Raw genomic sequence first — 23046 nt, forward strand, 5'->3', positions numbered from 1 at the left:
AGGAATATCGTCAATAATTATATCTGTAAATTTTTAAGAAAAAATGGATAAAAAAGTGCTGTTTTAATAAGCTTTACGCTTTGTTGTAAAAAAATGTATTACCAATTGAATATTATTGTAATGAAAGTAATAAAGAAGAGAAATGTCGAATTATCTTTATGACATCCATCTATTCGACAAAATAAGACAAAAACCCACACTTGTTTCGACAAAACCAATATTCAACATTGTTTAGTTGCAGAAACCCTATATTTTAGGTATATTTTGATGAGATAAGAGGTTAAGATGATAGGTAAGGCGCAGATAATGGATGTACGTAACAATTATGCCACTATAAACCATACGGATGCCCTTATGGCTTTATGGGGGTAGATAAAAAAGAGGAGGAACAGAAAGTGGAAGAAAAGTTGAACACCTTCTATATTACAACACCGATTTATTATCCAAGTGGAAATTTACATATTGGACATGCATACACCACAGTAGCTGGAGATGCGATGGCCCGTTATAAGAGAATGCGTGGATTCGATGTTATGTACCTGACAGGAACGGACGAGCATGGACAGAAAATTCAACGTAAAGCTCAGGAAGAAGGGATTACTCCTCAGGCATATGTGGACGGGATCGTTAGTGGAATTAAAGATTTATGGGGGAAATTGGATATTTCTTATGATGACTTTATCCGTACTACAGAGAAGCGTCATAAGGATATCGTGGAAAAGATCTTCCATCAGCTTGTCGAACAAGGTGATATTTATTTGGACCAGTATGAAGGTTGGTATTGTACACCATGTGAATCCTTCTTTACTGAGCGTCAACTAGAAAACGGGAACTGTCCTGATTGCGGCAGACCCGTTGAAAAAGTGAAGGAAGAATCGTACTTCTTCAAAATGAGCAAATATGCTGACCGCCTCCTTGCTTACTATGAAGAAAACCCTGAGTTCATTCAGCCTGAATCCCGTAAGAATGAGATGGTGAATAACTTCATCAAGCCTGGTTTAGAAGACTTGGCTGTTTCAAGAACAACCTTCGACTGGGGAGTGAAAGTACCGGGAGATCCCAAGCATGTCATTTACGTATGGATTGATGCCCTTTCCAACTATATTACAGCCCTTGGCTACGGCAGTGAAAAAGATACGAATTACTTAAAGTACTGGCCTGCGGATGTTCACTTGGTCGGGAAGGAGATTGTTCGTTTCCATACGATTTATTGGCCGATCATGTTAATGGCATTAGATCTTCCGCTTCCAAAGAAGGTTTTCGCTCATGGATGGCTTCTGATGAAAGACGGGAAAATGTCTAAATCGAAAGGGAATGTAGTCGATCCTGTTACGCTTATTGATCGTTACGGCCTTGATTCACTTCGTTACTACCTGTTAAGAGAAGTGCCATTCGGTTCTGATGGAGTCTTTACGCCAGAAGGATTTGTTGAACGCATCAACTTCGACTTAGCAAATGACTTAGGAAACCTGTTAAATCGTACAGTGGCCATGATCAATAAATATTTTGATGGAGTCATTCCAACCTATGTTGATTCTAACGGTGAATTCGATCAAGCCCTGGTGGATATGAACGTTGAAACAGTGAATAAATATGAAGAAGCAATGGAAAACATGGAGTTTTCTGTAGCCTTGTCCAGCCTATGGCAGTTAATCAGCCGCACGAATAAATATATTGATGAAACTCAGCCTTGGGCACTTGCTAAAGACGAAAGCAAAAAAGAAGAGCTCGGCAGTGTGATGAGTCATTTAGCTGAATCATTAAGAAGAGTCGCTGTACTTTTACAACCATTCTTAACAAGAACTCCTAAGAAGATTTTTGAACAATTGAACCTTCACGATGAAAAAATGCACACATGGGAAAGCTTGGAGAGTTTCGGAGCTATTCCCGCAGGAACTGAAGTAGTGAAAAAAGGAGAACCAATTTTCCCGAGACTTGAACTCCAGGAAGAGGTTAACTTCATCAAAGAGAAAATGCAAGGGTCGGCTCCTGCTGTTGAAGAAAAGAAAGAGCCTGCTAAAGAAGAATCAGAGGAAATCGGAATCGATGATTTCATGAAAGTTGAACTTCGAGTAGCGGAGGTCATTGGAGCTGAGCCGGTTAAAAAAGCGGATAAACTGCTAAAGCTGCAATTGGATCTTGGCTTTGAAAAACGACAAGTTGTGTCAGGAATTGCTAAATTCTATCAGCCTGACGACCTGGTTGGGAGAAAAGTGATCTGTGTGACAAACTTGAAGCCGGTAAAATTGCGTGGAGAACTTTCACAAGGAATGATTCTTGCTGGTGAAGAAAATGGAACGCTGTCTCTTGCAACGATAGATCAGTCTTTACCAAACGGTACAAAAGTTAAGTAATCATGATTTTACAAGTAAAGGGATGTTCCACGTGGAACATCCCTTTACTATATTTATATAATGAATAAATTGAATGAATATATTAGTTATGGTGATAGTTTTATTGTCTTATTATTCTTATATAACGATGATAGTGTGAGAATCAGATTATTTTGGATCTGTTACTATAATAGATAGAATGAAAAAGAACTGCGAACGAAACAGCATTAATAAAAAATATCCATAGAACCCATAATATGTAATATTAATGTTACATGAATGTGATGCTTGTCATGTTTTTTTATATTAAACTTATCTTTATTACAAGGAGTGTCTTACATGCTATTTGATACACATGTTCATTTGAATGCTGAACAATTTGACGAAGATCTGGAGGAGGTTATTTCAAGAGCAAGAGAAGCTGGAGTTGAAAATATGGTTGTAGTCGGCTTTGATAGGCCTACGATTAACCGGGCGATGGAGCTCATTGAGCAATATGAATTTTTATATGCCAGCATCGGTTGGCACCCAGTGGATGCAATTGATATGAAGGATGAAGATTTAGCTTGGATCGAAGAGCTCTCAAGTCACCCTAAAGTAGTTGCAATAGGGGAGATGGGACTCGATTATCACTGGGATAAATCACCGAAAGATGTTCAAAAAGAAGTGTTTCGAAAACAAATTCACTTAGCTAAAAAGGTAAAGCTCCCAATTATTATACACAACCGTGATGCCACTCAAGATATAGTAGATATCCTTAGGGAAGAAGGAGCAGAGGAAGTTGGAGGGATCATGCATTGCTTCAGCGGAAGTCCTGAAATTGCTCAAGAATGTGTGGATATGAATTTCTACATTTCCCTGGGAGGTCCCGTAACCTTTAAAAATGCGAAAAAGCCAAAAGAAGTAGCTAAAGAAATTCCGTTAGAAAAGCTTCTGATCGAAACAGACTGTCCTTATTTAGCACCTCACCCGAACAGAGGAAAGCGAAATGAACCTGCATATGTGAAGCTGGTAGCAGAACAGATTGCGGAGCTTAAAGAAGTATCATTAAAAGAAGTAGAGAACATAACAACCGAAAATGCGAAAAAATTGTTCAACATAAACTGACAATATTCTTTGTCGAGAATTGAGGGAGCTTGTCCTAATAGCAAGTAAAAACAAAAAGTTCTACATAGGTTTCTGCTTTCATAGGATAATCATGTCGATAACTCTCTCTTTTCTTTTTCTCTTCTTTTGTGGATAATATGTTTTGTGTTCCCCCGGGTTTCAATATTTTGCTAGATTAAGTTAAAAGAAGTAAGGGTTGACAGTCACTGGATTACTCTATATAATCACTCCGAGAAAAGGAGGCGTTTTTCATGAACTTTAAAACCATGAAAAGCCTGTTTTCCAAGTCTTTGAGTCGAAGGAAATGGATTGTTACAATCGGAACATTGGTAACATCTGCAGCTGTATTCGGAATTCTTTTTTATGAAGGATCCAAAAACACTGTGGCATTGACCCTAGACGGCGAGCAAAAAGAGATTAGGACGCATGCAAATACTATTCAAGATATATTAAAAGAATTAGAGATTTCAACCCGCTCAGAAGACTATTTGTACCCCTCGGGGAATACGAAGGTCTCAAATAACATGAACATTGTTTGGGAACCGGCAAAACAGGTAGAAGTAGTAGTAGGGGATCAGACGAAAAAAGTCTGGACGACTGCTGATACAGTAAAGGAATTACTCTCTGAAAATGAAATTAAAGTAGGGGAGCATGATAAGGTCAAACCCGGCTTATCAGAAAAAGTAACAGGGAATATGAATGTCAAGATTGATACCGCATTTTCACTTAAGCTAGTGAACGGTGGAAAAGAACAGAAGGTATGGTCTACTTCGACTACGGTCGCTGACTTTTTAAAGCAACAAGGAATTACACTAAAAGATTCAGACCGTGTTGAACCAAGTTTAGACAAAGTTGTTAAAGCAAATGATGTCGTAAATGTCGTTCGAGTTGAAAAAGTCACCGATGTAGTGGAAGAGACAAAGGATTTCACCGTTATTTCCAAAAAGGATTCCGATCTTTCAAAAGGAAAAGAGAAGGTCGTTCAAGAAGGTAAAAACGGCTTGATCGAAAAGAAATTTGAAGTTGTGAAAGAAAACGGCAAAGAGGTTTCCAGAAAATTAGTTAGTGAAAAGGTAGTGAAAGAAAGCCAGGATAAGATCATTAATGTCGGAACAAAGGTTTTAGTGGCTCAAGTTTCACGTGGAAGTTCATCTTCTAATTCATCTGCCTCAGCTTCAGCCGCCCCAAGTGGAGGAAGAGAATTTTATGTAAGTTCTACAGCTTATACAGCATCATGTAACGGATGCTCTGGGTATACGGCTACAGGAATCAACTTAAAATCAAATCCGAACGTTAAAGTGATTGCAGTAGACCCTTCTGTCATTCCTTTAGGAACAAAGGTATACGTAGAAGGCTATGGGTATGCCGTAGCTGCAGATACAGGTGGCGCAATCAAAGGGAACAAAATTGATGTATTCTTCCCGTCTAAATCAGACGCCTATCGCTGGGGAAGAAAAACAATAAAAGTTAAAATATTAAACTAAGAGCAGGGGTGTTCTCCTGCTTTTTTTTATTTATCGGTTAAAACCGTTATAATAGCTTTAGGTCTTCAATGATTAGACGCAAATGAAAGCAGAAATGTTTCAATTTTTTTGGAGGAATTATGAAAATTAAAGAAATCATCGTAGTGGAAGGGAAGGATGATACAGTAGCCATTCAACGTGCTGTAAATGCAGATACGATTGAAACAAATGGTTCTGCTGTGTCTCCGGCTACTATAGAGAAAATAAAACACGCCCAGGAAAAAAGAGGCGTGATCATCTTTACCGATCCGGATTACCCGGGTGAACGTATCAGGAAGATTGTGAGTGAAGCGGTGCCGGGTTGTAAGCATGCCTTTGTACATAAGAAGGATGCGCTGCCAAAGTCAGGGAGAGGAATAGGAGTAGAACATGCTTCGCCAGATATCATAAGAGAGTCTTTAAGAGAGGCTCATGTGCTTGATGTTGAGCAGGAAGAGGTCATTTCGAAAGAAGATCTCATTGATGCTGGTTTAATTGGCAGTTCCCAGGCGAAAGATAGAAGAATTGCTCTTGGTGAGAAACTTAGAATCGGATACACTAATGGAAAACAGCTGCACAAAAGATTAAGGATGTTCAATATTCAAAAAGATGAATTTAAAAAAGCTTTAATGGAAATTATTCAGGAGGAAGAAAATGCATAAAGATATTGCCACCCCGATACGCACGAAAGAGATATTAGGTAAGTATGGTTTCTCGTTTAAAAAGAGCCTTGGTCAAAACTTCTTGATTGATCCTAACATCCTCAGGAACATAACGGAATATGCAGGGTTATCTGAGAAGACCGCAGCCATCGAGATCGGACCTGGAATCGGTGCGTTAACAGAACATCTTGCGCGTACCTCAGGAAAAGTCGTCGCATTCGAAATCGATCAGCGACTGATTCCCATTCTGGATGATACACTATCCCCTTACAAAAACGTGAAAATCATCAATGAAGATATATTAGAGGCGGATGTCGAAGCTATTATTAACAAAGAGTTTGAAGGGTTCGACGATATTATGGTTGTGGCCAATCTCCCGTATTACGTCACTACACCCATCATTCTTAAGCTGTTGATGGAGCGTCTTCCTATCAGAGGGATCTGTGTCATGCTTCAAAAGGAAGTAGGAGACCGCATTTCAGCTCAACCCGGCACGAAGGCATACGGCTCACTTTCGATTGCTATACAGTACTATACAGAGGCCGAGATGGTCATGACTGTCCCGAAAACGGTCTTTATGCCGCAGCCTAATGTGGACTCAGCCGTCATCCGTTTAACGAAGCGTGAGAAGCCTCCTGTCGAGGTCATCAGCGAAGATTTCTTCTTTACCGTGACCCGCTCTTCTTTTGCTCAGAGAAGAAAGACGATCTTGAACAATTTAAGCAGTCAGCTTCCTCAAGGGAAAGAAAAGAAAGACTTGATCCTTGAAGCTTTATCTGTAGCCGGGGTAGAACCCACTCGTCGAGGAGAAACACTGACGATACAGGAATTCGGGCTATTGAGTGATGCGTTGTACCCGAACTTTAAATAAAGCCTGGCTAGATGGCTAAACGTTCTTATGCGTTTAGTCATTTTTTGTTTTGAGGGCTGAACGAACCGCCTCCGCTTTTCTTGGTGTCCAGCTCCGGTGGTTAGCCCCTCGAGGTCATAAGTCAAGAACACCAAAAAGGCAAAAGGCGCCTTTCCGGTGTTCTCGCCTTATGCTTGTCGGGGCTGAACGAACCGCCTCCGCTTTTCTTGACACCGAATACTCTTGGGTTGCATAGGTTATCACAGGGAATATTTACTTAATTGATGATAAGGAACGTGTTGAGAGGGATAAGACAAACGTTGATTCTCCTCGGCTTATTTATTTCCTTTTTTTGATTTATCAACGAATGTTTAGCCCATGGGAGTGACGGATGTGAATATCGATATCAATGATGTCGTAGGTCGTCTTTCATATCAATGTGATATTTTATTCCGAGTGATAGATATCCGCATGATAGATGGTCAAAAAACGGCGGTGCTGTATGGTGAAGATTTTCGATTAATAGCGGATGCTCCTTTTCACGATTTGAAGAAGATGGACCCTAGAGAGCAGGATCGTATTACACAGGAGTTTCGTTCAAAGGAGGAACAATCTCTTGATCTGTTCCGCCAGGATATAGAGCTTCTCAAGTATAAGCAGGAGTATAGAGTAACGAATGCTTATCGAGACGATTATAACTATTTCCAAGTTCCAGGGAAAGTTCTTCATCTTGATGGAGATCCCAGCTATTTAAGAAAGTGTTTAGATCTTTATGAAAAAATTGGTGTTCCAGTAAAAGGCGTTCACTGTAGTGAGACTGAGATGCCTGAACAAATTGGGCCACTTATCGATAAATATAGACCGAATATTATTGTATTGACGGGTCACGATGCCTATTCAAAAGCTAAAGGGGCCAAAGCTGATATTAACGCATATCGACATTCTAAGTATTTTGTTCAGGCAGTGAGAGAGGCACGGAGCAAATCTCCTCACTTAGACCAGCTGGTGATCTTTGCAGGTGCTTGTCAATCCCACTTTGAATCACTCATTCATGCTGGAGCAAACTTTGCCAGTTCTCCATCCAGAGTTAATATTCATGCATTGGATCCAGTGTATATCGTGGCTAAGATTTGTTTTACGGGGTTTAAGGACTCGGTTAATGTGTGGGACGTCATCCGTAATACGTTAACAGGGGACAAAGGACTTGGCGGAATCGAGACGAAGGGTGTCCTTCGTACTGGGATGCCATATAAAATAACTGAAGAAGAATAGGGAATGTTCGACAAAAATCCAATAGACCTTACAATTTACTGCGTAAATTGTAAGGTCTATTTGGTGTTTAGATGTATATATTGGTAAGGTGGGTTTTTTAGGGAGTTTATCTTGTGGCCTCTGGGCAAAGCCCCTCCGCTTTTATTGTTATCCAGCTCCGGGGCTTAGAGGCTCAAGGTCATAAGTCAAGCATGCCAAAAAGGCAAAGGGCGCCTTTCCGGCATGCTCGTCTTATGCTTGTCGCCTCTGGGCAAAGCCCCTCCGCTTTTATTGTTATCCAGCTCCGGGGCTTAGAGGCTCAAGGTCATAAGTCAAGCATGCCAAAAAGGCAAAGGGCGCCTTTCCGGCATGCTCGTCTTATGCTTGTCGCCTCTGGGCAAAGCCCCTCCGCTTTTATTGTTGTCCAGCTCCGGCGGCTAGTCCCTCGAGGTCATAAGTCAAGTGCATCAAAAAGGCAAAAAGCGCCTTTCCGATGCACTCGCCTTATGCTTGTCGGGCCTGATCGAGCCGCCTCCGCTTTTATTGTTTACATAATTTCTCAATGTCTGGGGAATGTTAGGTGTGTAGAAAAAACGTACTTTTTGTTGAATAAAATATATTGACAGGTGTTCGTGATTCTTGTTAAAATAATAAATTTATTTGACTAAAATTACATAATGTGTTATATTTGATTATAGTGAGGTGGAAGCGAAATGCCAAAAACATTAGCCGACATTAAAAGATCCCTTGATTCTAATCTAGGGAAACGTTTAATGCTTAAAGCAAACGGTGGACGTCGAAAAACAATTGAGCGTTCAGGTGTTCTAGCCGAAACGTATCCTTCTGTATTCGTTGTTCAACTGGATCAAGAAGAGAATGCGTTCGAACGAGTTTCTTACAGCTATGCAGATGTTCTCACTGAGACAGTTCAATTAACATTTTATGATGAAGCAACAGGAAATATCATCTTTAGCCAGCAGTAGACAATCGTTTGCTGCTTTTTTATTTGTCTGATTTTCATGATTTACATAGAGAGCGTTTTCCCCCTTTTTGTTATGTTTTGTCCTTTTGAACACATACTAAACCTGTGGTACATCTTAAGGAGGTAGGCTATGAGTAGAAGAAGAGGAATCATGTCTGATCAATTAAAAGAAGAAATCGCTCAGGAATTGGGATTCTACGAGGTTGTTCAGAAGGATGGATGGGGCGGAATTACGTCACGGGATGCAGGTAATATGGTGAAGCGTGCAGTTGAACGTGCAAGTCAGCAACTATCTGGAGATCGTACTCGCTAACTCTTTTTACACAATAGAATTACATCTTTTATCAGTACCATATAAAGAGGGCCGCCAAAAAAAGTGTAGTGCTTTTTAGGTGGCCCTTGTTTAATAATGGCAAGTCATTCTTTCCTGTCAGTACTTTACGTGATAAAATAACATACTTGTATGAGTATGTTTAGAAGTTAACACCCTCGATAATAAGTGTATGATACAATATAACAAAGAGTATTGGTAAGAAGGTGATGATATGAGGTTATTAGTGAAGGCGCCGGCAAAAATTAACCTATCACTTGATGTTTTACATAAACGTTCAGATGGTTACCATGAAGTTGAGATGGTTATGACTACAATTGATTTAGCAGATAGAATTGAGCTTACGAATCTTTCCGATGACACGATTAAGATTCTCTCGCATAATCGATTTGTACCGGACGATGGAAGAAATCTTGCCTATCAGGCTGCACAGCTTTTAAAGACGAGGTTGAATATCAAAAAAGGGGTAGCCATCTCCATTGATAAAGTCATTCCTGTAGCAGCAGGATTAGCAGGCGGGAGCAGTGATGCAGCAGCAACTTTAAAAGGGTTAAATCGATTATGGGATCTAGGTCTCAGTATGGACGAGCTGGCAGAGCTTGGTTCCGAAATTGGTTCAGATGTATCTTTCTGTGTATATGGGGGGACTGCTTTAGCATCAGGCAGAGGTGAAAAAATCAAACATCTACCTGCTCCACCTAATTGTTGGGTTATTTTAGCGAAACCAACAATAGGAGTTTCTACGGCAGATGTTTATAAAAATTTGGACCTGAAAAACATCACACACCCGAATACAAACGCCATGGTTTCAGCTTTAGAACATGGAAGTTATCATGATATATGCTCCAATCTTGGGAATGTACTTGAATCGGTCACATTGGATATGCACCCCGATGTGGCCCAAATAAAAGACCAAATGGAGCGTTTTGGTGCCGATGCTGTTCTAATGAGCGGAAGTGGCCCAACGGTATATGGATTAGTGCAATATGAATCAAGACTTCATCGAATCTATAATGGTTTAAGAGGTTTTTGTGATCAAGTGTTCGCGGTTCGGATGCTGGGAGATTAAGAGCTCTTGCCGAAATCCGTATATTAATGATATATTTACATTATAATATTCGGATTTAGGAGGTTTCTTTGGTGAAGTTTAAGCGTAGTGAACGATTAATTGATATGACGCATTATTTATTAGAACGCCCCCACCAACTTGTTCCTTTAACTTTTTTCTCTGAACGGTACGGTTCTGCAAAGTCTTCCATCAGTGAGGACTTGACGATTGTAAAGGAAACATTTGAAGGCCGGGGTGTGGGGACGGTTCAAACAGTTCCCGGGGCAGCCGGGGGAGTGAAGTATGTTCCAAAGGTAAACAGTCAGGAAGCGAAAGAAATGATAAATGAGCTTTGTGTTCATCTGGAAAGCTCAGATCGTTTATTGCCAGGCGGATATCTTTACATGACTGACCTGCTGGGTAACCCTCAGCTCATGAAAAGTGTCGGGAAATTACTGGCGTCCGCTTTTGCTGAGAAGGATATTGACGTCATCATGACAGTAGCGACAAAAGGGATACCGATCGCAAATGCAATTGCCTCATACTTAAATGTTCCTGTGGTCATCGTTAGACGGGATAGTCGTGTAACAGAGGGATCGACTGTGAGCATCAATTATGTCTCCGGCTCATCGAAGAGAATCCAATCCATGGTTCTTTCCAAGAGAAGTTTGAAGGAAGGGTCTAAAGTATTGGTTGTCGATGATTTCATGAAGGCAGGGGGAACCATCAACGGTATGAAGAACTTACTGGAAGAGTTCTCGGCTACTTTATCCGGAATAGGGGTTTTAGTTGAATCCAATAGTATCGATGGTCGACTAGTGGATGATTATGTTTCATTGTTAAAATTGTCTGATGTGAATGAAATAGATAAACAGATTTCATTGACGGAAGGAAATTATTTTCAATCAAATTTAACATTTCTACCATAAGGGGAGGCGTTTAATATGCGTGTAGTTTCTACTAAGCAAGCACCAGCTGCAATTGGCCCATATTCTCAGGGGATTGTCGTAAATAATTTATTTTATAGTTCAGGTCAAATCCCTCTGACGGCAGAAGGTACTATGGTGGAAGGGGATGTAGCGGAACAAACGCATCAGGTGTTCCGTAATCTTCAAGCCGTATTATCAGAAGCCGGAGCGTCATTGGAAACAGTGGTAAAAGCCACTGTATTTATTAAGGATATGAATGACTTTGGTACGATTAATGAAGTATATGGGGAATATTTTAGTAACCACAAGCCGGCTCGTTCTTGTGTAGAGGTAGCCCGCTTACCTAAAGATGCCTTAGTTGAGATCGAAGTAATCGCACTCGTGAAGTAATATTCACGGGTGTTTTTTTGTGTCAAAAAGGAAGTGTAGTTCAAATGAAACAGATGAAATGATATAAAAAATAAAACTTTTCAAAAAATTTTACAATTTAAGAAGGAATATCTAAATAATTCGTTGAATACATAGAGTAGATTTCATCTAGGGAAAAAGGTGGTGAACAGAATGGAAGTAACAGACGTAAGATTACGCCGAGTAAACACCGATGGTCGCATGAGAGCTATCGCATCTATTACGCTGGATAATGAATTTGTTGTTCATGACATTCGCGTTATTGATGGGAACAATGGCTTATTTGTAGCGATGCCAAGCAAGCGGACTCCAGATGGGGAATTTCGTGATATTGCTCACCCAATCAATTCGGGTACTCGCGGCAAGATCCAAGATGCCGTTTTAGCTGAGTATCATCGTCTAGGTGAGTTAGAAGAAGTTGAGTTAGAAGAAGCTGGGGCTTCCTAATAGAATCTATTGCATCAAGAGCCTACTTTTGTAAGGCTCTTTTTTTTGTCTTAGAGCCGATCGTTAAAAGTGACGGTTCTTACGTTTTTTGTATACCCCGATGTTTAGAGTATTGAAACCTATAATTATTATTTTTTTTGTATCTTAAGGGAAAGAAAATTCGACATAGATGTTAAAGGACACCTTTCCGGGTTACTCGCCTTATGCTTGTCGGGCCTGAACGAGCCGCCTCCGCTTTTCGATGATGTCCAGCTCCGGCGGCTAGAGGCTCGAGGTCATAAGTCGAACCTGCCAAAAAGGCAAAGAGCGCCTTTCCGGCAGGTTCGACTTATGCTTGTCGCCTCTGAACGAGCCGCCTCCGCTTTTCGTTATGTCCAGCTCCGGCGGCTAGTCCCTCGAGGTCATAAGCTAAATTGGCCAAAAAGGCAAAGGGCGCCTTTCCGGCCAATTCATCTTATGCTTGTCGGGCCTGAACGAGCCGCCTCCGCTTTTCGAATTGTCCAGCTCCAGGGGCTTGGGGCTCGAGGTCATAAGCCAAGTAACCCAAAAAGGCAAAGGGCGCCTTTCCGGGTTACTCGTCTTATGCTTGTCGCCCCAGGGCGAGCCCCTTCCGCTTTTCGTTTGACAAATATATGTACTTTTATATGAATCCTTGAAATGATAAAGTTTTTAGGATATATTCGTTATGGATAAAAAGGTTATTGGAGGACCAAAAATGACAAATAGATATGCCGTTATATTAGCTGCTGGACAAGGTACGAGAATGAAGTCGAAGCTTTACAAAGTTCTTCATCCTGTGTGTGGCAAGCCGATGGTGGAACATGTGGTCGACCAAATTTCAACACTACATATAGAGAAGACTGTCACAATCGTTGGCCATGGTGCCGAGCTTGTGAAGTCGCATTTAGAGGGAAAGAGTGATTTTGCCCTTCAGGCTGAGCAATTAGGCACCGCTCACGCTGTCATGCAGTCTGAAGATGTGCTGGGTGATTTAGAAGGTACTACTTTAGTGGTATGTGGTGACACACCGCTCATTAAAGGGGAAACGATGGAAGCATTAGTGAAGCATCATGAAGGACAGGGTGCTAAAGCGACTATCTTGACTGGTCACACTGAATCTCCAGATGGATACGGACGTATCATCCGTAATCAAGATGGCTTAGTGGAGCGCATTGTTGAACATAAGGACGCAACTGATGAAGAGCGAAACGTGAAAGAAATTAATACTGGAACTTATTGTTTTGATAATAAAGCGTTATTCGATGCCTTGAAAAAGGTTTCCAATGATAACGTGCAAGGCGAGTATTATTTACCGGATGTGATTGAGATCCTTCAATCTGAAGGCGAAATCGTAAGTGCGTACCAAACAAGTGACTTTGATGAGACATTGGGTGTGAATGACCGAGTTGCACTGTCTCAGGCAGAGATCACGATGAAAAAGCGCATCAATGAATACCATATGCGAAATGGTGTAACGATAAAGGATCCAAACACTACGTATATCGATGCCGATGTGACGATTGGCAGAGATACGGTTATCCTTCCGGGTACGGTTCTTACGGGCAGCACCACAATCGGTGAAGACGCTACGATCGGACCAAACTCTGAGGTGAAGGATTGTCAAATCGGCGACCGAACAGTCGTGAAGCAATCTGTTGCTCATGACAGCTCGATTGGATCGGATGTTCATATTGGGCCATTTGCTCACATTCGTCCGGCTTCGACCATTGAGGATGAAGTGAAGATTGGTAACTTCGTCGAAATTAAGAAGGCTTCATTTGGTAAAGCAAGTAAAGCATCTCACTTAAGCTATATTGGAGATGCAGAGGTTGGAAGTGACGTCAACATTGGATGTGGATCGATCACAGTGAACTATGATGGGAAGGACAAGCACTTGACGAAGATTGAAGATGGTGTATTTGTAGGCTGTAATTCAAATCTGGTCGCGCCAGTGAAAGTCGGAAAAGGTGCTTACATTGCTGCTGGTTCTACGATTACTGAGGATGTTCCTGGAGAGTCTCTTTCAATTGCAAGAGCTCGCCAAGTAAATAAAGAAAACTATGTTCAAAATCTAAACCATAAGAAATAATTGGAGGTCCACAATGCCAAACTCTTATATTAATTCCAAATTAAAAATTTTCTCCCTCAATTCAAACTACCATCTTGCAAAGGAAATTGCCGATGAAGTAGGAGTAGAATTAGGGAAATCTTCTGTTAAGCGTTTTAGTGACGGTGAAATCCAGATTAACATTGAAGAAAGTATCCGTGGGTGTGATGTATTCGTCATTCAGTCTACTTGTCAGCCTGTAAATGAAAACCTGATGGAGCTTCTTATTATGGTCGATGCTTTGAAACGGGCATCTGCTAAAACGATTAATATTGTTATGCCTTATTATGGTTATGCCCGTCAGGATCGTAAAGCAAGAGCGCGTGAGCCGATCACAGCTAAATTGGTTGCGAACCTGTTAGAGACTGCCGGTGCTACCCGCGTTATTACGCTGGACCTGCACGCTCCTCAAATTCAAGGTTTCTTTGATATCTTAATTGATCACCTGATGGGTGTTCCGATCTTAGCGGATTACTTTGAAGAAAGAGGATTCAATAATGAAGACCTTGTGATCGTATCCCCGGACCACGGAGGAGTGACAAGAGCACGTAAGCTTGCGGAACGATTGAAAGCACCGATTGCTATCATTGATAAACGTCGTCCAAAACCAAACGTTGCAGAGGTTATGAATATCGTTGGTAATATTGACGGGAAAATCGCCATCTTGATCGATGATATCATCGATACAGCAGGTACAATCACGCTTGCTGCAAATGCGTTAGTAGAAAACGGAGCGAAAGAAGTCTTTGCCTGCTGTACGCATCCTGTTCTTTCGGGTCCTGCGATTGAGCGCATCGAGAATTCAAATATTAAAGAACTGGTTGTGACGAACTCTATCCCATTAGGTGAAGAGAAAATGATCGGTAAAGTGAAGTCGCTGTCAGTGGCTCCACTAATCAGTGAAGCCATCATCCGTGTCTATGAACAACAATCTGTCAGCACGCTTTTTGATTAAGAATTAATATTTGTAGTTTGTGCATATGAAGAAGAGCCTGTCCCTTATATAGGGCAGGCTTTTCTATTTGTTTATCTTTAAGACGCCTATCTGACAAGGTTCTTTCAGTGTCCTTCCCGTCATAAATTGATTTTTCTATGTTTATTTCAAATCATATTAGGGTAATTACTATATATAGAACTTTAACTAACATAAAAGATTAGGGAAGGTGTTGGATTAGACATGGCAACAGAATTAAAGGCAAATACTAGAAAAGATTTTAAACGATCTTCATTAACAAAGCTGAGACATGAGGGGAATATTCCTGGAGTCGTGTACGGCTACAAAGCAGATAATACACCTATTATGGTAGATGCCATTACATTTATCAAAACGATTCGCGAAGTAGGAAGAAACGGAATCATTTCTTTAAATGTAGATGGCAACAAACAAAACGTCATTTTAAGTGACTATCAACAGGACCATCTGAAGGATGCCGTTACACACGTTGATTTCCTTGCTGTGAATATGTCAGAGGAAATTGATGCGGATGTTCGTATCGATCTTGTAGGAGAAGCGGCTGGAGTAAAAGACGGAGGCGTACTGCAGCAGCCATTACATGAGGTTTCTGTTACGGCTAAACCTAAGGATATTCCAGAATCGATTGAAGTCGATATTGCCGATCTTCAAGTCGGAGAAACGGTAACGATCAGTGATATCCGAGACAAATATAGCGTAACGCTTAACGAAGAAGATGATCGTACGATTGCTTCCATTCTTGCTCCTAGACAAGAAGAAGAGATCGATAGTGGTGAAGAGCAGGAAGCAGGTACTCCTGATAATGAAGAGGGAAGAGAGTCAGAGGCCAGTGAAGAAAGTGAATCAACGGAAGAATAAAAATCAATATTTTTTGGCGTAACCTTTTGCAGGTTGCGCTTTTTACGTTATTCTAGAAGTATAAGGTCAGAAGAGGTGTTAGAAATGAAGTTAATCGTTGGACTGGGAAACCCGGGATCGCAATATGAGAAAACACGACACAATATCGGGTTTGTTATTATAGATGCTTTAGCAGATCGACTGGGAGTTTCGTTAAATCAGTCAAAGTTTAAAGGAGTGTACGGGACATACCATTATAAAGGTGAAAAAATCATCTTATTAAAACCCCTTACCTATATGAATTTGTCTGGAGAAAGCATTGTCCCCCTTATGGATTATTTTGATATTGAAGAGGAAGATTTGCTTGTGATCTATGATGATTTGGACTTGCCAGTAGGGAAATTAAGATTAAGACAAAAAGGAAGTGCAGGCGGTCATAACGGCATTAAATCGACAATCGCTCACTTAGGATCTCAACACTTTAACCGTCTTAGAGTTGGAATCGACCGTCCTGTCAATGGGATGAGCGTTCCGGATTACGTACTTGGTAAATTTAATAAGGAAGAGCAGGCGGAGCTTGATAAGGCGATCTCTGCCAGTGTCGAAGCATGCGAAACATGGTTCGATAAACCTTTCCTCGAAGTGATGAATAAATTCAATTAAGGGTTTCATATACTGAACTTCCAAGACAAATAGATCATCTTGGTGAAACCATCCATCATTCCTTTTTAAGAGTTGAATAACTCCCCTCTAACAGGTTCATACTAACTGTATAAATGTGTATGGAGGGAAATGGTATGGCAATCCATTATCAGTGTCGACATTGTGGCACGAATGTTGGAACACTTTCAAACGTATCTGTTCATTCGGAGCAGCTCGGGATTCATACGCTGTCAGATGAAGAACGGTTACACATGGTTCAGTATCGGGACAACGGAGATATCCATGTAAAGACCATCTGTGAAGATTGTCAGGAGAGTCTGGAAAGAAACCCGGACTATCACCAATTAGATCATATCATTCAGTAAGAACGCTTTGGTTCAGAACCAAAGCATTTTTCTGTTTACAACCTGAGATATATAGAAAGATCCGTAGGGGAGGAGCGTACACTTGAAAGGTATTCTAAAACAGGTTCATCAAAGTGAAGAAATCCAGTCCATCATCACTGGAGTGGAAGAACAATTATCAGAACAACTTGTAGCAGGATTGTCAGGCTCATCTCGAACAGCCTATATAGCGGATGTGTATTTACAAACAAAGAAATCCACTGTAGTGGTTACACATAATTTGTTTCAAGCGCAGAAAATCTATGACGATCTCATTCAATTTTTATCCGAGGATGAAGTATATTTATATTCTGCCAATGAATTAATCGCAGCAGAATTAAGTGTGGCCAGTCCGGAACTGAGAGCTCAACGAATTGAAGTATTAAACAAGCTATCCCAGAATCATAAAGGTGTCTACATTGTTCCTGTTGCAGGGTTAAGAAAGATCCTTCCTCCGAAATCAATGTGGGAAACGAATCAAATTCGTTTTAAAACGGGGGAAGATATCGACTTGGATGAAGTGTTAAACCAATTGGTTCAAATGGGATATCAGCGGACGGGAATGGTCAGTACACCTGGCGAATTCAGCCTTCGTGGGGGAATCGTCGATGTGTTTCCTTTAACGTCCCAAAATCCTGTACGGATCGAGTTATTTGATACAGAAATTGATTCCATCCGATTATTTTCTGTAGAGGATCAGCGATCGATTGATAAACTGGATTCCATGGAAATAGGTCCTGCCACAGAGGTCTTATTGAAATATGAGAATATCGAAAGATTGATCCGTGAAATTGAATCCGGACTTTCTTCCAGTTTAAAGAAAGTCAAAGCAGCTGCTGTAAAGGAAAAGTTAACAGAGTACATAGGACATGAGATGGATCAGCTTGAAAATGGCCAGGTCCCTGAGCAGATTTTCAAGTACTTATCGCTGGCATATGAAAATCCTAGTAGTTTGCTAGATTATTTACCTGAGGACGGGGTCATTTTCTTTGACGAATTCAGTCGTGTACAAGAAATGAGTGAATCTCTTGAGAAAGAGGAAGCCGAGTGGTATACCTCTTTGTTACAAGAAGGACAAATCATCCATGACGTACCGGTATCTCATGCCTTTTCCAGGTTGATTAGTTCTACGAAGCTCCCAAAGGTGTATTTTTCACTATTCCTGCGTCATATTCCCAATACAAGCCCACAGAATATCTTTAATGTTTCTACAAAACCCATGCAGAATTTCCATGGGCAGATGAATGTATTGAAGGCGGAACTGGATCGCTGGAAAAAAGGAAAATATACCGTCGTTTTACTGGGACCCGATGAAGAACGGGTGAAGAAGCTTCAACGGGTGCTGGACGATTATAAAATTGAGATCGCCTTCGTGGAAGATGAAGATAAGCTGTTACCCGGAACGATTCAAATGATTAACGGAAGCCTGACGAGCGGATTTGAGCTTCCCCTTCAGAAGCTTGCTGTCATTACGGAAGAAGAGTTGTTTAATAAGAGGACCCAAAAGAAGCCCAGAAGACAAAAGCTTTCAAACGCTGAACGCATCAAAAGTTATTCTGAGCTGAAGGTTGGCGACCATGTTGTTCATGTGAATCACGGGATAGGTAAATTCCTGGGGATTGAGACACTAGAAATCAACGGGGTCCATAAAGATTACCTGCATGTGAAGTATCAGGGGAATGACAAACTCTATGTTCCCGTCGATCAAATTGAGCTCGTCCAAAAATATGTAGCTTCAGAAAATAAGGATCCCAAGCTATATAAATTAGGCGGAAGCGAATGGAAAAAGGTTAAGTCGAAGGTACAGTCTTCTGTTCAGGATATAGCCGATGACCTGATCAAACTCTATGCTGAACGTGAAGCGGCAAAGGGCTATGCCTTTTCTCCTGATGGGGATATGCAACGAGAGTTTGAAATGGCCTTCCCTTATGAGGAAACAGACGATCAGCTGCGTTCTATTAGTGAGATCAAGCACGACATGGAAAGAGAACGTCCGATGGATCGCTTATTATGTGGAGACGTAGGCTATGGGAAAACAGAAGTGGCCATTCGTGCGGCCTTCAAAGCCATTGCCGATGGAAAGCAGGTCGCCATTCTCGTACCGACCACAATCCTTGCTCAGCAGCATTATGAAACGATTAAAGAACGTTTTCAGGACTTTCCGGTTGAGATCGGGTTACTGAGCCGTTTCAGAACAAGAAAACAGCAGCAGGAAACGACGAAGGGTCTTAAGAATGGTACGGTTGATATCGTAGTCGGGACTCACCGTCTTCTGTCTAAAGACATTCAATATCGTGATATAGGTTTATTGATCATCGATGAAGAACAGAGATTCGGGGTTACACATAAAGAAAAGATCAAGCAATTAAAGACGAATATTGATGTGTTGACTTTAACGGCTACCCCAATTCCGCGAACACTCCATATGTCGATGCTTGGAGTAAGGGATCTATCTGTCATTGAAACACCACCGGAGAATCGTTTCCCTGTTCAGACATATGTGATGGAATACAACGGTGCCTTGATAAAAGAAGCCATTGAAAGAGAAATGGCCCGTAACGGTCAAGTGTATTTCCTCTACAACCGGGTGGAGGATATTGAAAGGAAAGCAGACGAAATCTCCATGCTTGTACCGGATGCGAGAATTGCCTACGCACACGGTCAAATGAGTGAAAATGAGCTGGAAGCGGTAATTTTAAGCTTCCTTGCTGGGGAATACGATGTATTGGTCACAACGACAATCATTGAGACGGGCGTAGATATCCCGAATGTGAACACATTAATTGTCTTTGATGCCGATCGGATGGGCTTGTCTCAGCTCTATCAATTAAGAGGACGGGTAGGACGATCAAACAGGGTGGCCTATGCCTACTTCACCTATCGTAAGGATAAGGTGCTGACGGAAGTCGCAGAAAAACGATTGCAGGCAATAAAAGAATTTACTGAGCTCGGTTCAGGGTTTAAAATTGCCATGCGCGACCTGACGATCCGTGGAGCAGGGAATCTCCTGGGAGCACAGCAGCACGGCTTTATTGATTCTGTCGGATTTGACTTGTACTCTCAAATGCTGAAAGAAGCAATCGAGGAACGAAAAGGAGATCTGCCGAAGCAGCCGGAGTCGAGCTTTGAAGTGGATATCGAAATCGATGCCTATATTCCGGATGATTATATTAAAGACGGCCATCAGAAGATTGAAATGTATAAACGGTTCCGTTCTCTTTCTTCCCTTCCGGAAATCGAAGAACTGGAAGAAGAGATTCTTGACCGATTCGGAGAGTATCCAGAGGAAGTCGGCTATCTATTCTTAATCTCTGAAATGAAAATATATGCTAAAAATACAAAGCTTGAATCCATCAAGCAGGATAAGAAATCTGTGAACATCTTCATGTCGCCAGACGGAACGGCACAGATCGATGGATCCAAAGTCTTTAACTTATGCAATAAACACGGCAGGGCTGTCGGGCTTGGTATGGAAGGTTCTAAGCTTAAAATATCCATCAATACCACACGCTTGGAAGCATCCAAATGGTTTAATATGGCTTATGACATCATCAAGCACTTAGATGAAGCATTAAAAGTAGAAGAAAACGCTTAAGAATGAAAGCAGCCTCACCCATCAGAATGAAAACGGAAATTCTTCCCTTCGTTATAATACTGTAACCAAAATGTAAACGCGCTGATTGTTTTACTTTACTATGATAAGGGTATTAGTATTTATGCAGCTGCCAACAATGGAAAAAGATACCTGCATTAGAATTTTAGTGAAATTACAGAAAAAATAACTGAATGTGTATAGAACTTCTAAGTTGTAAGATACTAAACTCAACACTGGTAAAGTATTCAATAACAAGTTGGTACATTGCCAAATAAAAATCATCTGATGAAAGTGAGGCAACTATAGATGAAAGCAACTGGTATTGTTCGTCGTATTGATGATTTAGGGCGTGTCGTCATTCCGAAAGAAATTCGTAGAACATTAAGGATTCGCGAGGGAGATCCCCTGGAAATCTTCGTTGATCGTGACGGAGAAGTCATCTTAAAGAAATACTCCCCAATCAGTGAACTTGGTGACTTTGCTAAGGAATACGGCGAAGCATTATACGACAGCCTTGGGAGTGCTGTGTTAATTTGTGATCGAGATGCTGTAATCGCAATCTCCGGCGCTTCAAAGAAAGAATATTTAAATAAGAACATCAGTGAACTGGTTGAAAAGGTAATGGATGACCGTACGTCTCTATTACACACTCAACAAGGACAAGCTGAGCTTGTCGAAGGACACGGTGAGGATCTTGCTTCCTATACGATTGCCCCGATTGTCGCAAATGGTGACCCGATTGGTGCCGTTGCGATCTTCTCGAAGGAACGTACAGTAGGCGAAGTGGAACAAAAGGCAGTAGAAACGGCAGCTGGCTTTTTAGCAAGACAAATGGAGCAATAACCTGAAGGAGCGGCACATTGCCGCTCTTCTTTTTTGTTTTGTGCTTTAAATGATGCTATTGGAGAAAACAGACAGCTCTTTATGGTAAAATGTCCAGTACATAAATGATTTTTTCTCTGTCGGATCAGACAATTCAGGGCATAGAAAAAGTGGTACAGAAAGGCAGGAAAGCTGGTTGAGTAAGAAGTACTCGTCCAACCAATTTTTGAAGGGGGCAATGGTATTAACGGTTGCCGCATTAGTGACGAAGATATTGAGTGCAGTATATCGAGTGCCGTTTCAAAATATTGTTGGAGATATTGGTTTTTATATCTATCAACAGGTGTATCCCTTCTACGGAATTGCCATTGCATTATCCACCTATGGATTCCCTGTGATCATCTCGAAGTTAGTAGCCGAGAAATTAGAAAATGAAGATGAAGAAGGAGCGAAGAATATAGTTGTCACCTCCTTCCTGTTTCTATGTCTCGTTGGATTAAGCTGGTTTCTTCTCGTGTACTTTGGTGCGGGGGTCATTGCCGATTGGATGGGAGATCCACTCCTTAAACCGTTGATTCAAGTCATTTCTTTATCCTTTCTATTGTTAGCTCCCCTCTCTGTTATAAGGGGGTACTATCAAGGAAAAGAAGATATGGTGCCAACCGCCGTTTCACAGGTGATGGAGCAGACGATAAGAGTGACGACCATTCTCGTATTTTCCACGATATTGGTATCACAAGGATATTCCCTGTATATCACCGGGAACGGGGCGCTATTCGGTTCGATAACCGGTGGTCTTGGAGGCTTGCTGGTTTTACTTTTCTTTGTGTCTGCACGAAAGGAAAAGCTGTTTTCACGGAAAACCCTTAGATTACCAGGAGATTATTTACATATTTGGTCGCGATTATTAAAGAACGGAACAGCTATTTGTGTAAGTGCCATGCTGCTGGTCCTTCTTCAGTTTGTTGATTCCTTAAATGTATATTCCCTCTTAACCTCATCAGGTATGGAAGCGGAAAGTGCGAAAACGTGGAAGGGAATTTATGACCGGGGACAACCCTTTGTCCAGCTGGGAACGGTAGTGGCGACCTCGATTTCCCTGACCATCGTTCCATTGGTGACAAGCGCTTATCTGAAACAGAAAGATGATTTAGTCAGGGAGTACAGTCAGCTGTCCCTTAAAATTAGCATTACCATCGGATTTGCTGCTACATTGGGGCTCATTAATATCATGGTTCCCACCAATACGATGTTATTTGAAAATGCCCTTGGCTCCAAGGTAATAGCTGTTTTTTGTGTATCGATTTTCTTTAGCTGTCTCATACTTACGTTTGCAGGCATTTTCCAAGGAATCGGAAAAATCTATTATCCTGCTTTCTGTATTTTGATGGGCATTATTTTAAAATATATCGGCAACGCCTATCTCATTCCCATCATGGGGATCATGGGAGCTTCCATCGCCACTGTTGGCTCTTTAATTGTGATTACCGGAATGATGATCGGGAAGCTAAGAAGGCTATTCCCTATTGGTTTTTTTCCTTTTTCTTTCTACAAAACCTTACTTTTTAGCGGTGGATCCATGACCATCGGGTTACAGGTGTTTTTGCGGATATATGATACACTTTTAGACAAAGGAATGCCTGAGCGGGAGCTTTCCGTCCTCTTTTCTTTAGGAGGGGTTTTTATCGGTGGCATCATCTTTCTTATCGTATTTTTAAGAGGGAATGTCCTATCAAGAGAAGAGATCGGTTATTTACCTTTTGGTAGTAAATGGGTTTGGCTAATGGAAAAAGTACAACCAATGAATAAAAAGTAG

At 41.3% G+C, this 23046-nt stretch carries 20 protein-coding genes; all 20 read left to right on the top strand.

All coding sequences use genetic code 11. The features are described 5' to 3' along the window. Positions 1-395: 395 nt before the first annotated feature. The 20 genes from metG (at position 396) to ACCB35_RS00355 (ending at position 23046) form a co-directional block, all read left to right on the top strand. Positions 396-2354, top strand: coding sequence for a methionine--tRNA ligase (metG, locus tag ACCB35_RS00260; protein ID WP_374055361.1), 1959 nt, complete (start codon positions 396-398; stop codon positions 2352-2354). A gap of 318 nt (positions 2355-2672) precedes the next feature. Next, entirely contained in the window at positions 2673-3440 is a 768-nt protein-coding gene (locus ACCB35_RS00265) for a TatD family hydrolase (protein WP_044340637.1), read from the top strand. 251 nt (positions 3441-3691) lie between these two features. After that, positions 3692-4924, top strand: a complete 1233-nt coding sequence (locus ACCB35_RS00270) for a G5 and 3D domain-containing protein (protein ID WP_253275576.1) — start codon at positions 3692-3694, stop codon at positions 4922-4924. Between the two features lie 119 nt (positions 4925-5043). Beyond that, positions 5044-5604 (top strand): ribonuclease M5, encoded by a 561-nt coding sequence (gene rnmV, locus ACCB35_RS00275; protein ID WP_374055362.1) that lies wholly within the window; start codon positions 5044-5046, stop codon positions 5602-5604. Then, positions 5597-6475, top strand: a complete 879-nt coding sequence (gene rsmA, locus ACCB35_RS00280) for a 16S rRNA (adenine(1518)-N(6)/adenine(1519)-N(6))-dimethyltransferase RsmA (protein ID WP_374055363.1) — start codon at positions 5597-5599, stop codon at positions 6473-6475. Before rnmV ends, rsmA begins: the two co-directional genes overlap by 8 nt. Positions 6476-6832: 357 nt before the next feature. After that, entirely contained in the window at positions 6833-7726 is an 894-nt protein-coding gene (yabG, locus tag ACCB35_RS00285) for a sporulation peptidase YabG (protein WP_374055364.1), read from the top strand. Positions 7727-8418: 692 nt separating this feature from the next. Further along, on the top strand, positions 8419-8688 hold the full coding sequence (veg, locus tag ACCB35_RS00290) for a biofilm formation stimulator Veg (RefSeq protein WP_032085220.1): 270 nt from the start codon (positions 8419-8421) through the stop codon (positions 8686-8688). A gap of 129 nt (positions 8689-8817) precedes the next feature. Next, entirely contained in the window at positions 8818-9000 is a 183-nt protein-coding gene (locus ACCB35_RS00295) for an alpha/beta-type small acid-soluble spore protein (RefSeq protein ID WP_044340633.1), read from the top strand. Positions 9001-9232: 232 nt separating this feature from the next. After that, positions 9233-10087, top strand: coding sequence for a 4-(cytidine 5'-diphospho)-2-C-methyl-D-erythritol kinase (gene ispE / locus ACCB35_RS00300; protein WP_374055365.1), 855 nt, complete (start codon positions 9233-9235; stop codon positions 10085-10087). Between the two features lie 71 nt (positions 10088-10158). Beyond that, positions 10159-10995, top strand: a complete 837-nt coding sequence (gene purR / locus ACCB35_RS00305) for a pur operon repressor (protein ID WP_044340631.1) — start codon at positions 10159-10161, stop codon at positions 10993-10995. A 15-nt stretch (positions 10996-11010) separates the two neighbouring features. Then, positions 11011-11385, top strand: a complete 375-nt coding sequence (locus ACCB35_RS00310; protein WP_044340630.1) for a RidA family protein — start codon at positions 11011-11013, stop codon at positions 11383-11385. A 171-nt stretch (positions 11386-11556) separates the two neighbouring features. Beyond that, on the top strand, positions 11557-11850 hold the full coding sequence (gene spoVG / locus ACCB35_RS00315) for a septation regulator SpoVG (RefSeq protein WP_032085215.1): 294 nt from the start codon (positions 11557-11559) through the stop codon (positions 11848-11850). Positions 11851-12565: 715 nt separating this feature from the next. Further along, the gene (gene glmU / locus ACCB35_RS00320) at positions 12566-13939 is read left to right on the top strand and encodes a bifunctional UDP-N-acetylglucosamine diphosphorylase/glucosamine-1-phosphate N-acetyltransferase GlmU (protein ID WP_374055366.1); all 1374 of its coding nucleotides are present in this window, start codon (positions 12566-12568) and stop codon (positions 13937-13939) included. 13 nt (positions 13940-13952) lie between these two features. Beyond that, positions 13953-14912 (top strand): ribose-phosphate diphosphokinase, encoded by a 960-nt coding sequence (locus tag ACCB35_RS00325; RefSeq protein WP_044340628.1) that lies wholly within the window; start codon positions 13953-13955, stop codon positions 14910-14912. A gap of 222 nt (positions 14913-15134) precedes the next feature. Then, positions 15135-15788: a 50S ribosomal protein L25/general stress protein Ctc gene (locus ACCB35_RS00330; protein ID WP_374055367.1), complete on the top strand. Its 654-nt coding sequence runs from the start codon at positions 15135-15137 to the stop codon at positions 15786-15788. An 84-nt stretch (positions 15789-15872) separates the two neighbouring features. Continuing rightward, on the top strand, positions 15873-16430 hold the full coding sequence (gene pth, locus ACCB35_RS00335; protein WP_044340626.1) for an aminoacyl-tRNA hydrolase: 558 nt from the start codon (positions 15873-15875) through the stop codon (positions 16428-16430). A 134-nt stretch (positions 16431-16564) separates the two neighbouring features. Then, complete coding sequence (locus ACCB35_RS00340) at positions 16565-16795, top strand: anti-sigma-F factor Fin family protein (RefSeq protein ID WP_044340625.1); 231 nt, start codon at positions 16565-16567, stop codon at positions 16793-16795. A gap of 82 nt (positions 16796-16877) precedes the next feature. Then, positions 16878-20408 carry a transcription-repair coupling factor gene (gene mfd, locus ACCB35_RS00345; protein ID WP_374055368.1) on the top strand — a complete coding sequence of 1177 codons (3531 nt, stop codon included), beginning with the start codon at positions 16878-16880 and terminating at the stop codon, positions 20406-20408. Positions 20409-20714: 306 nt separating this feature from the next. Further along, a complete protein-coding gene (gene spoVT / locus ACCB35_RS00350; protein WP_044340623.1) occupies positions 20715-21251 on the top strand; it encodes a stage V sporulation protein T in 537 nt (178 codons plus the stop codon). Positions 21252-21426: 175 nt separating this feature from the next. Beyond that, entirely contained in the window at positions 21427-23046 is a 1620-nt protein-coding gene (locus ACCB35_RS00355; RefSeq protein ID WP_374055369.1) for an oligosaccharide flippase family protein, read from the top strand.

Origin of the sequence: Rossellomorea sp. FM04394 (assembly GCF_041889765.1) — a bacterium.
Classification (GTDB): Bacteria; Bacillota; Bacilli; order Bacillales; family Bacillaceae_B; genus Rossellomorea; species Rossellomorea aquimaris_B.

Bases quoted from the DNA above. Each gene is read 5' to 3' on its own strand.
- ACCB35_RS00265 (WP_044340637.1), top strand. From the start codon at position 2,673: ATGCTATTTGATACACATGTTCATTTGAATGCTGAACAATTTGACGAA.
- ACCB35_RS00270 (WP_253275576.1), top strand. From the start codon at position 3,692: ATGAACTTTAAAACCATGAAAAGCCTGTTTTCCAAGTCTTTGAGTCGA.
- rnmV (WP_374055362.1), top strand. From the start codon at position 5,044: ATGAAAATTAAAGAAATCATCGTAGTGGAAGGGAAGGATGATACAGTA.
- rsmA (WP_374055363.1), top strand. From the start codon at position 5,597: ATGCATAAAGATATTGCCACCCCGATACGCACGAAAGAGATATTAGGT.
- yabG (WP_374055364.1), top strand. From the start codon at position 6,833: ATGGGAGTGACGGATGTGAATATCGATATCAATGATGTCGTAGGTCGT.
- veg (WP_032085220.1), top strand. From the start codon at position 8,419: ATGCCAAAAACATTAGCCGACATTAAAAGATCCCTTGATTCTAATCTA.
- ACCB35_RS00295 (WP_044340633.1), top strand. From the start codon at position 8,818: ATGAGTAGAAGAAGAGGAATCATGTCTGATCAATTAAAAGAAGAAATC.
- ispE (WP_374055365.1), top strand. From the start codon at position 9,233: ATGAGGTTATTAGTGAAGGCGCCGGCAAAAATTAACCTATCACTTGAT.
- ACCB35_RS00310 (WP_044340630.1), top strand. From the start codon at position 11,011: ATGCGTGTAGTTTCTACTAAGCAAGCACCAGCTGCAATTGGCCCATAT.
- spoVG (WP_032085215.1), top strand. From the start codon at position 11,557: ATGGAAGTAACAGACGTAAGATTACGCCGAGTAAACACCGATGGTCGC.
- glmU (WP_374055366.1), top strand. From the start codon at position 12,566: ATGACAAATAGATATGCCGTTATATTAGCTGCTGGACAAGGTACGAGA.
- ACCB35_RS00325 (WP_044340628.1), top strand. From the start codon at position 13,953: ATGCCAAACTCTTATATTAATTCCAAATTAAAAATTTTCTCCCTCAAT.
- ACCB35_RS00330 (WP_374055367.1), top strand. From the start codon at position 15,135: ATGGCAACAGAATTAAAGGCAAATACTAGAAAAGATTTTAAACGATCT.
- pth (WP_044340626.1), top strand. From the start codon at position 15,873: ATGAAGTTAATCGTTGGACTGGGAAACCCGGGATCGCAATATGAGAAA.
- ACCB35_RS00340 (WP_044340625.1), top strand. From the start codon at position 16,565: ATGGCAATCCATTATCAGTGTCGACATTGTGGCACGAATGTTGGAACA.
- spoVT (WP_044340623.1), top strand. From the start codon at position 20,715: ATGAAAGCAACTGGTATTGTTCGTCGTATTGATGATTTAGGGCGTGTC.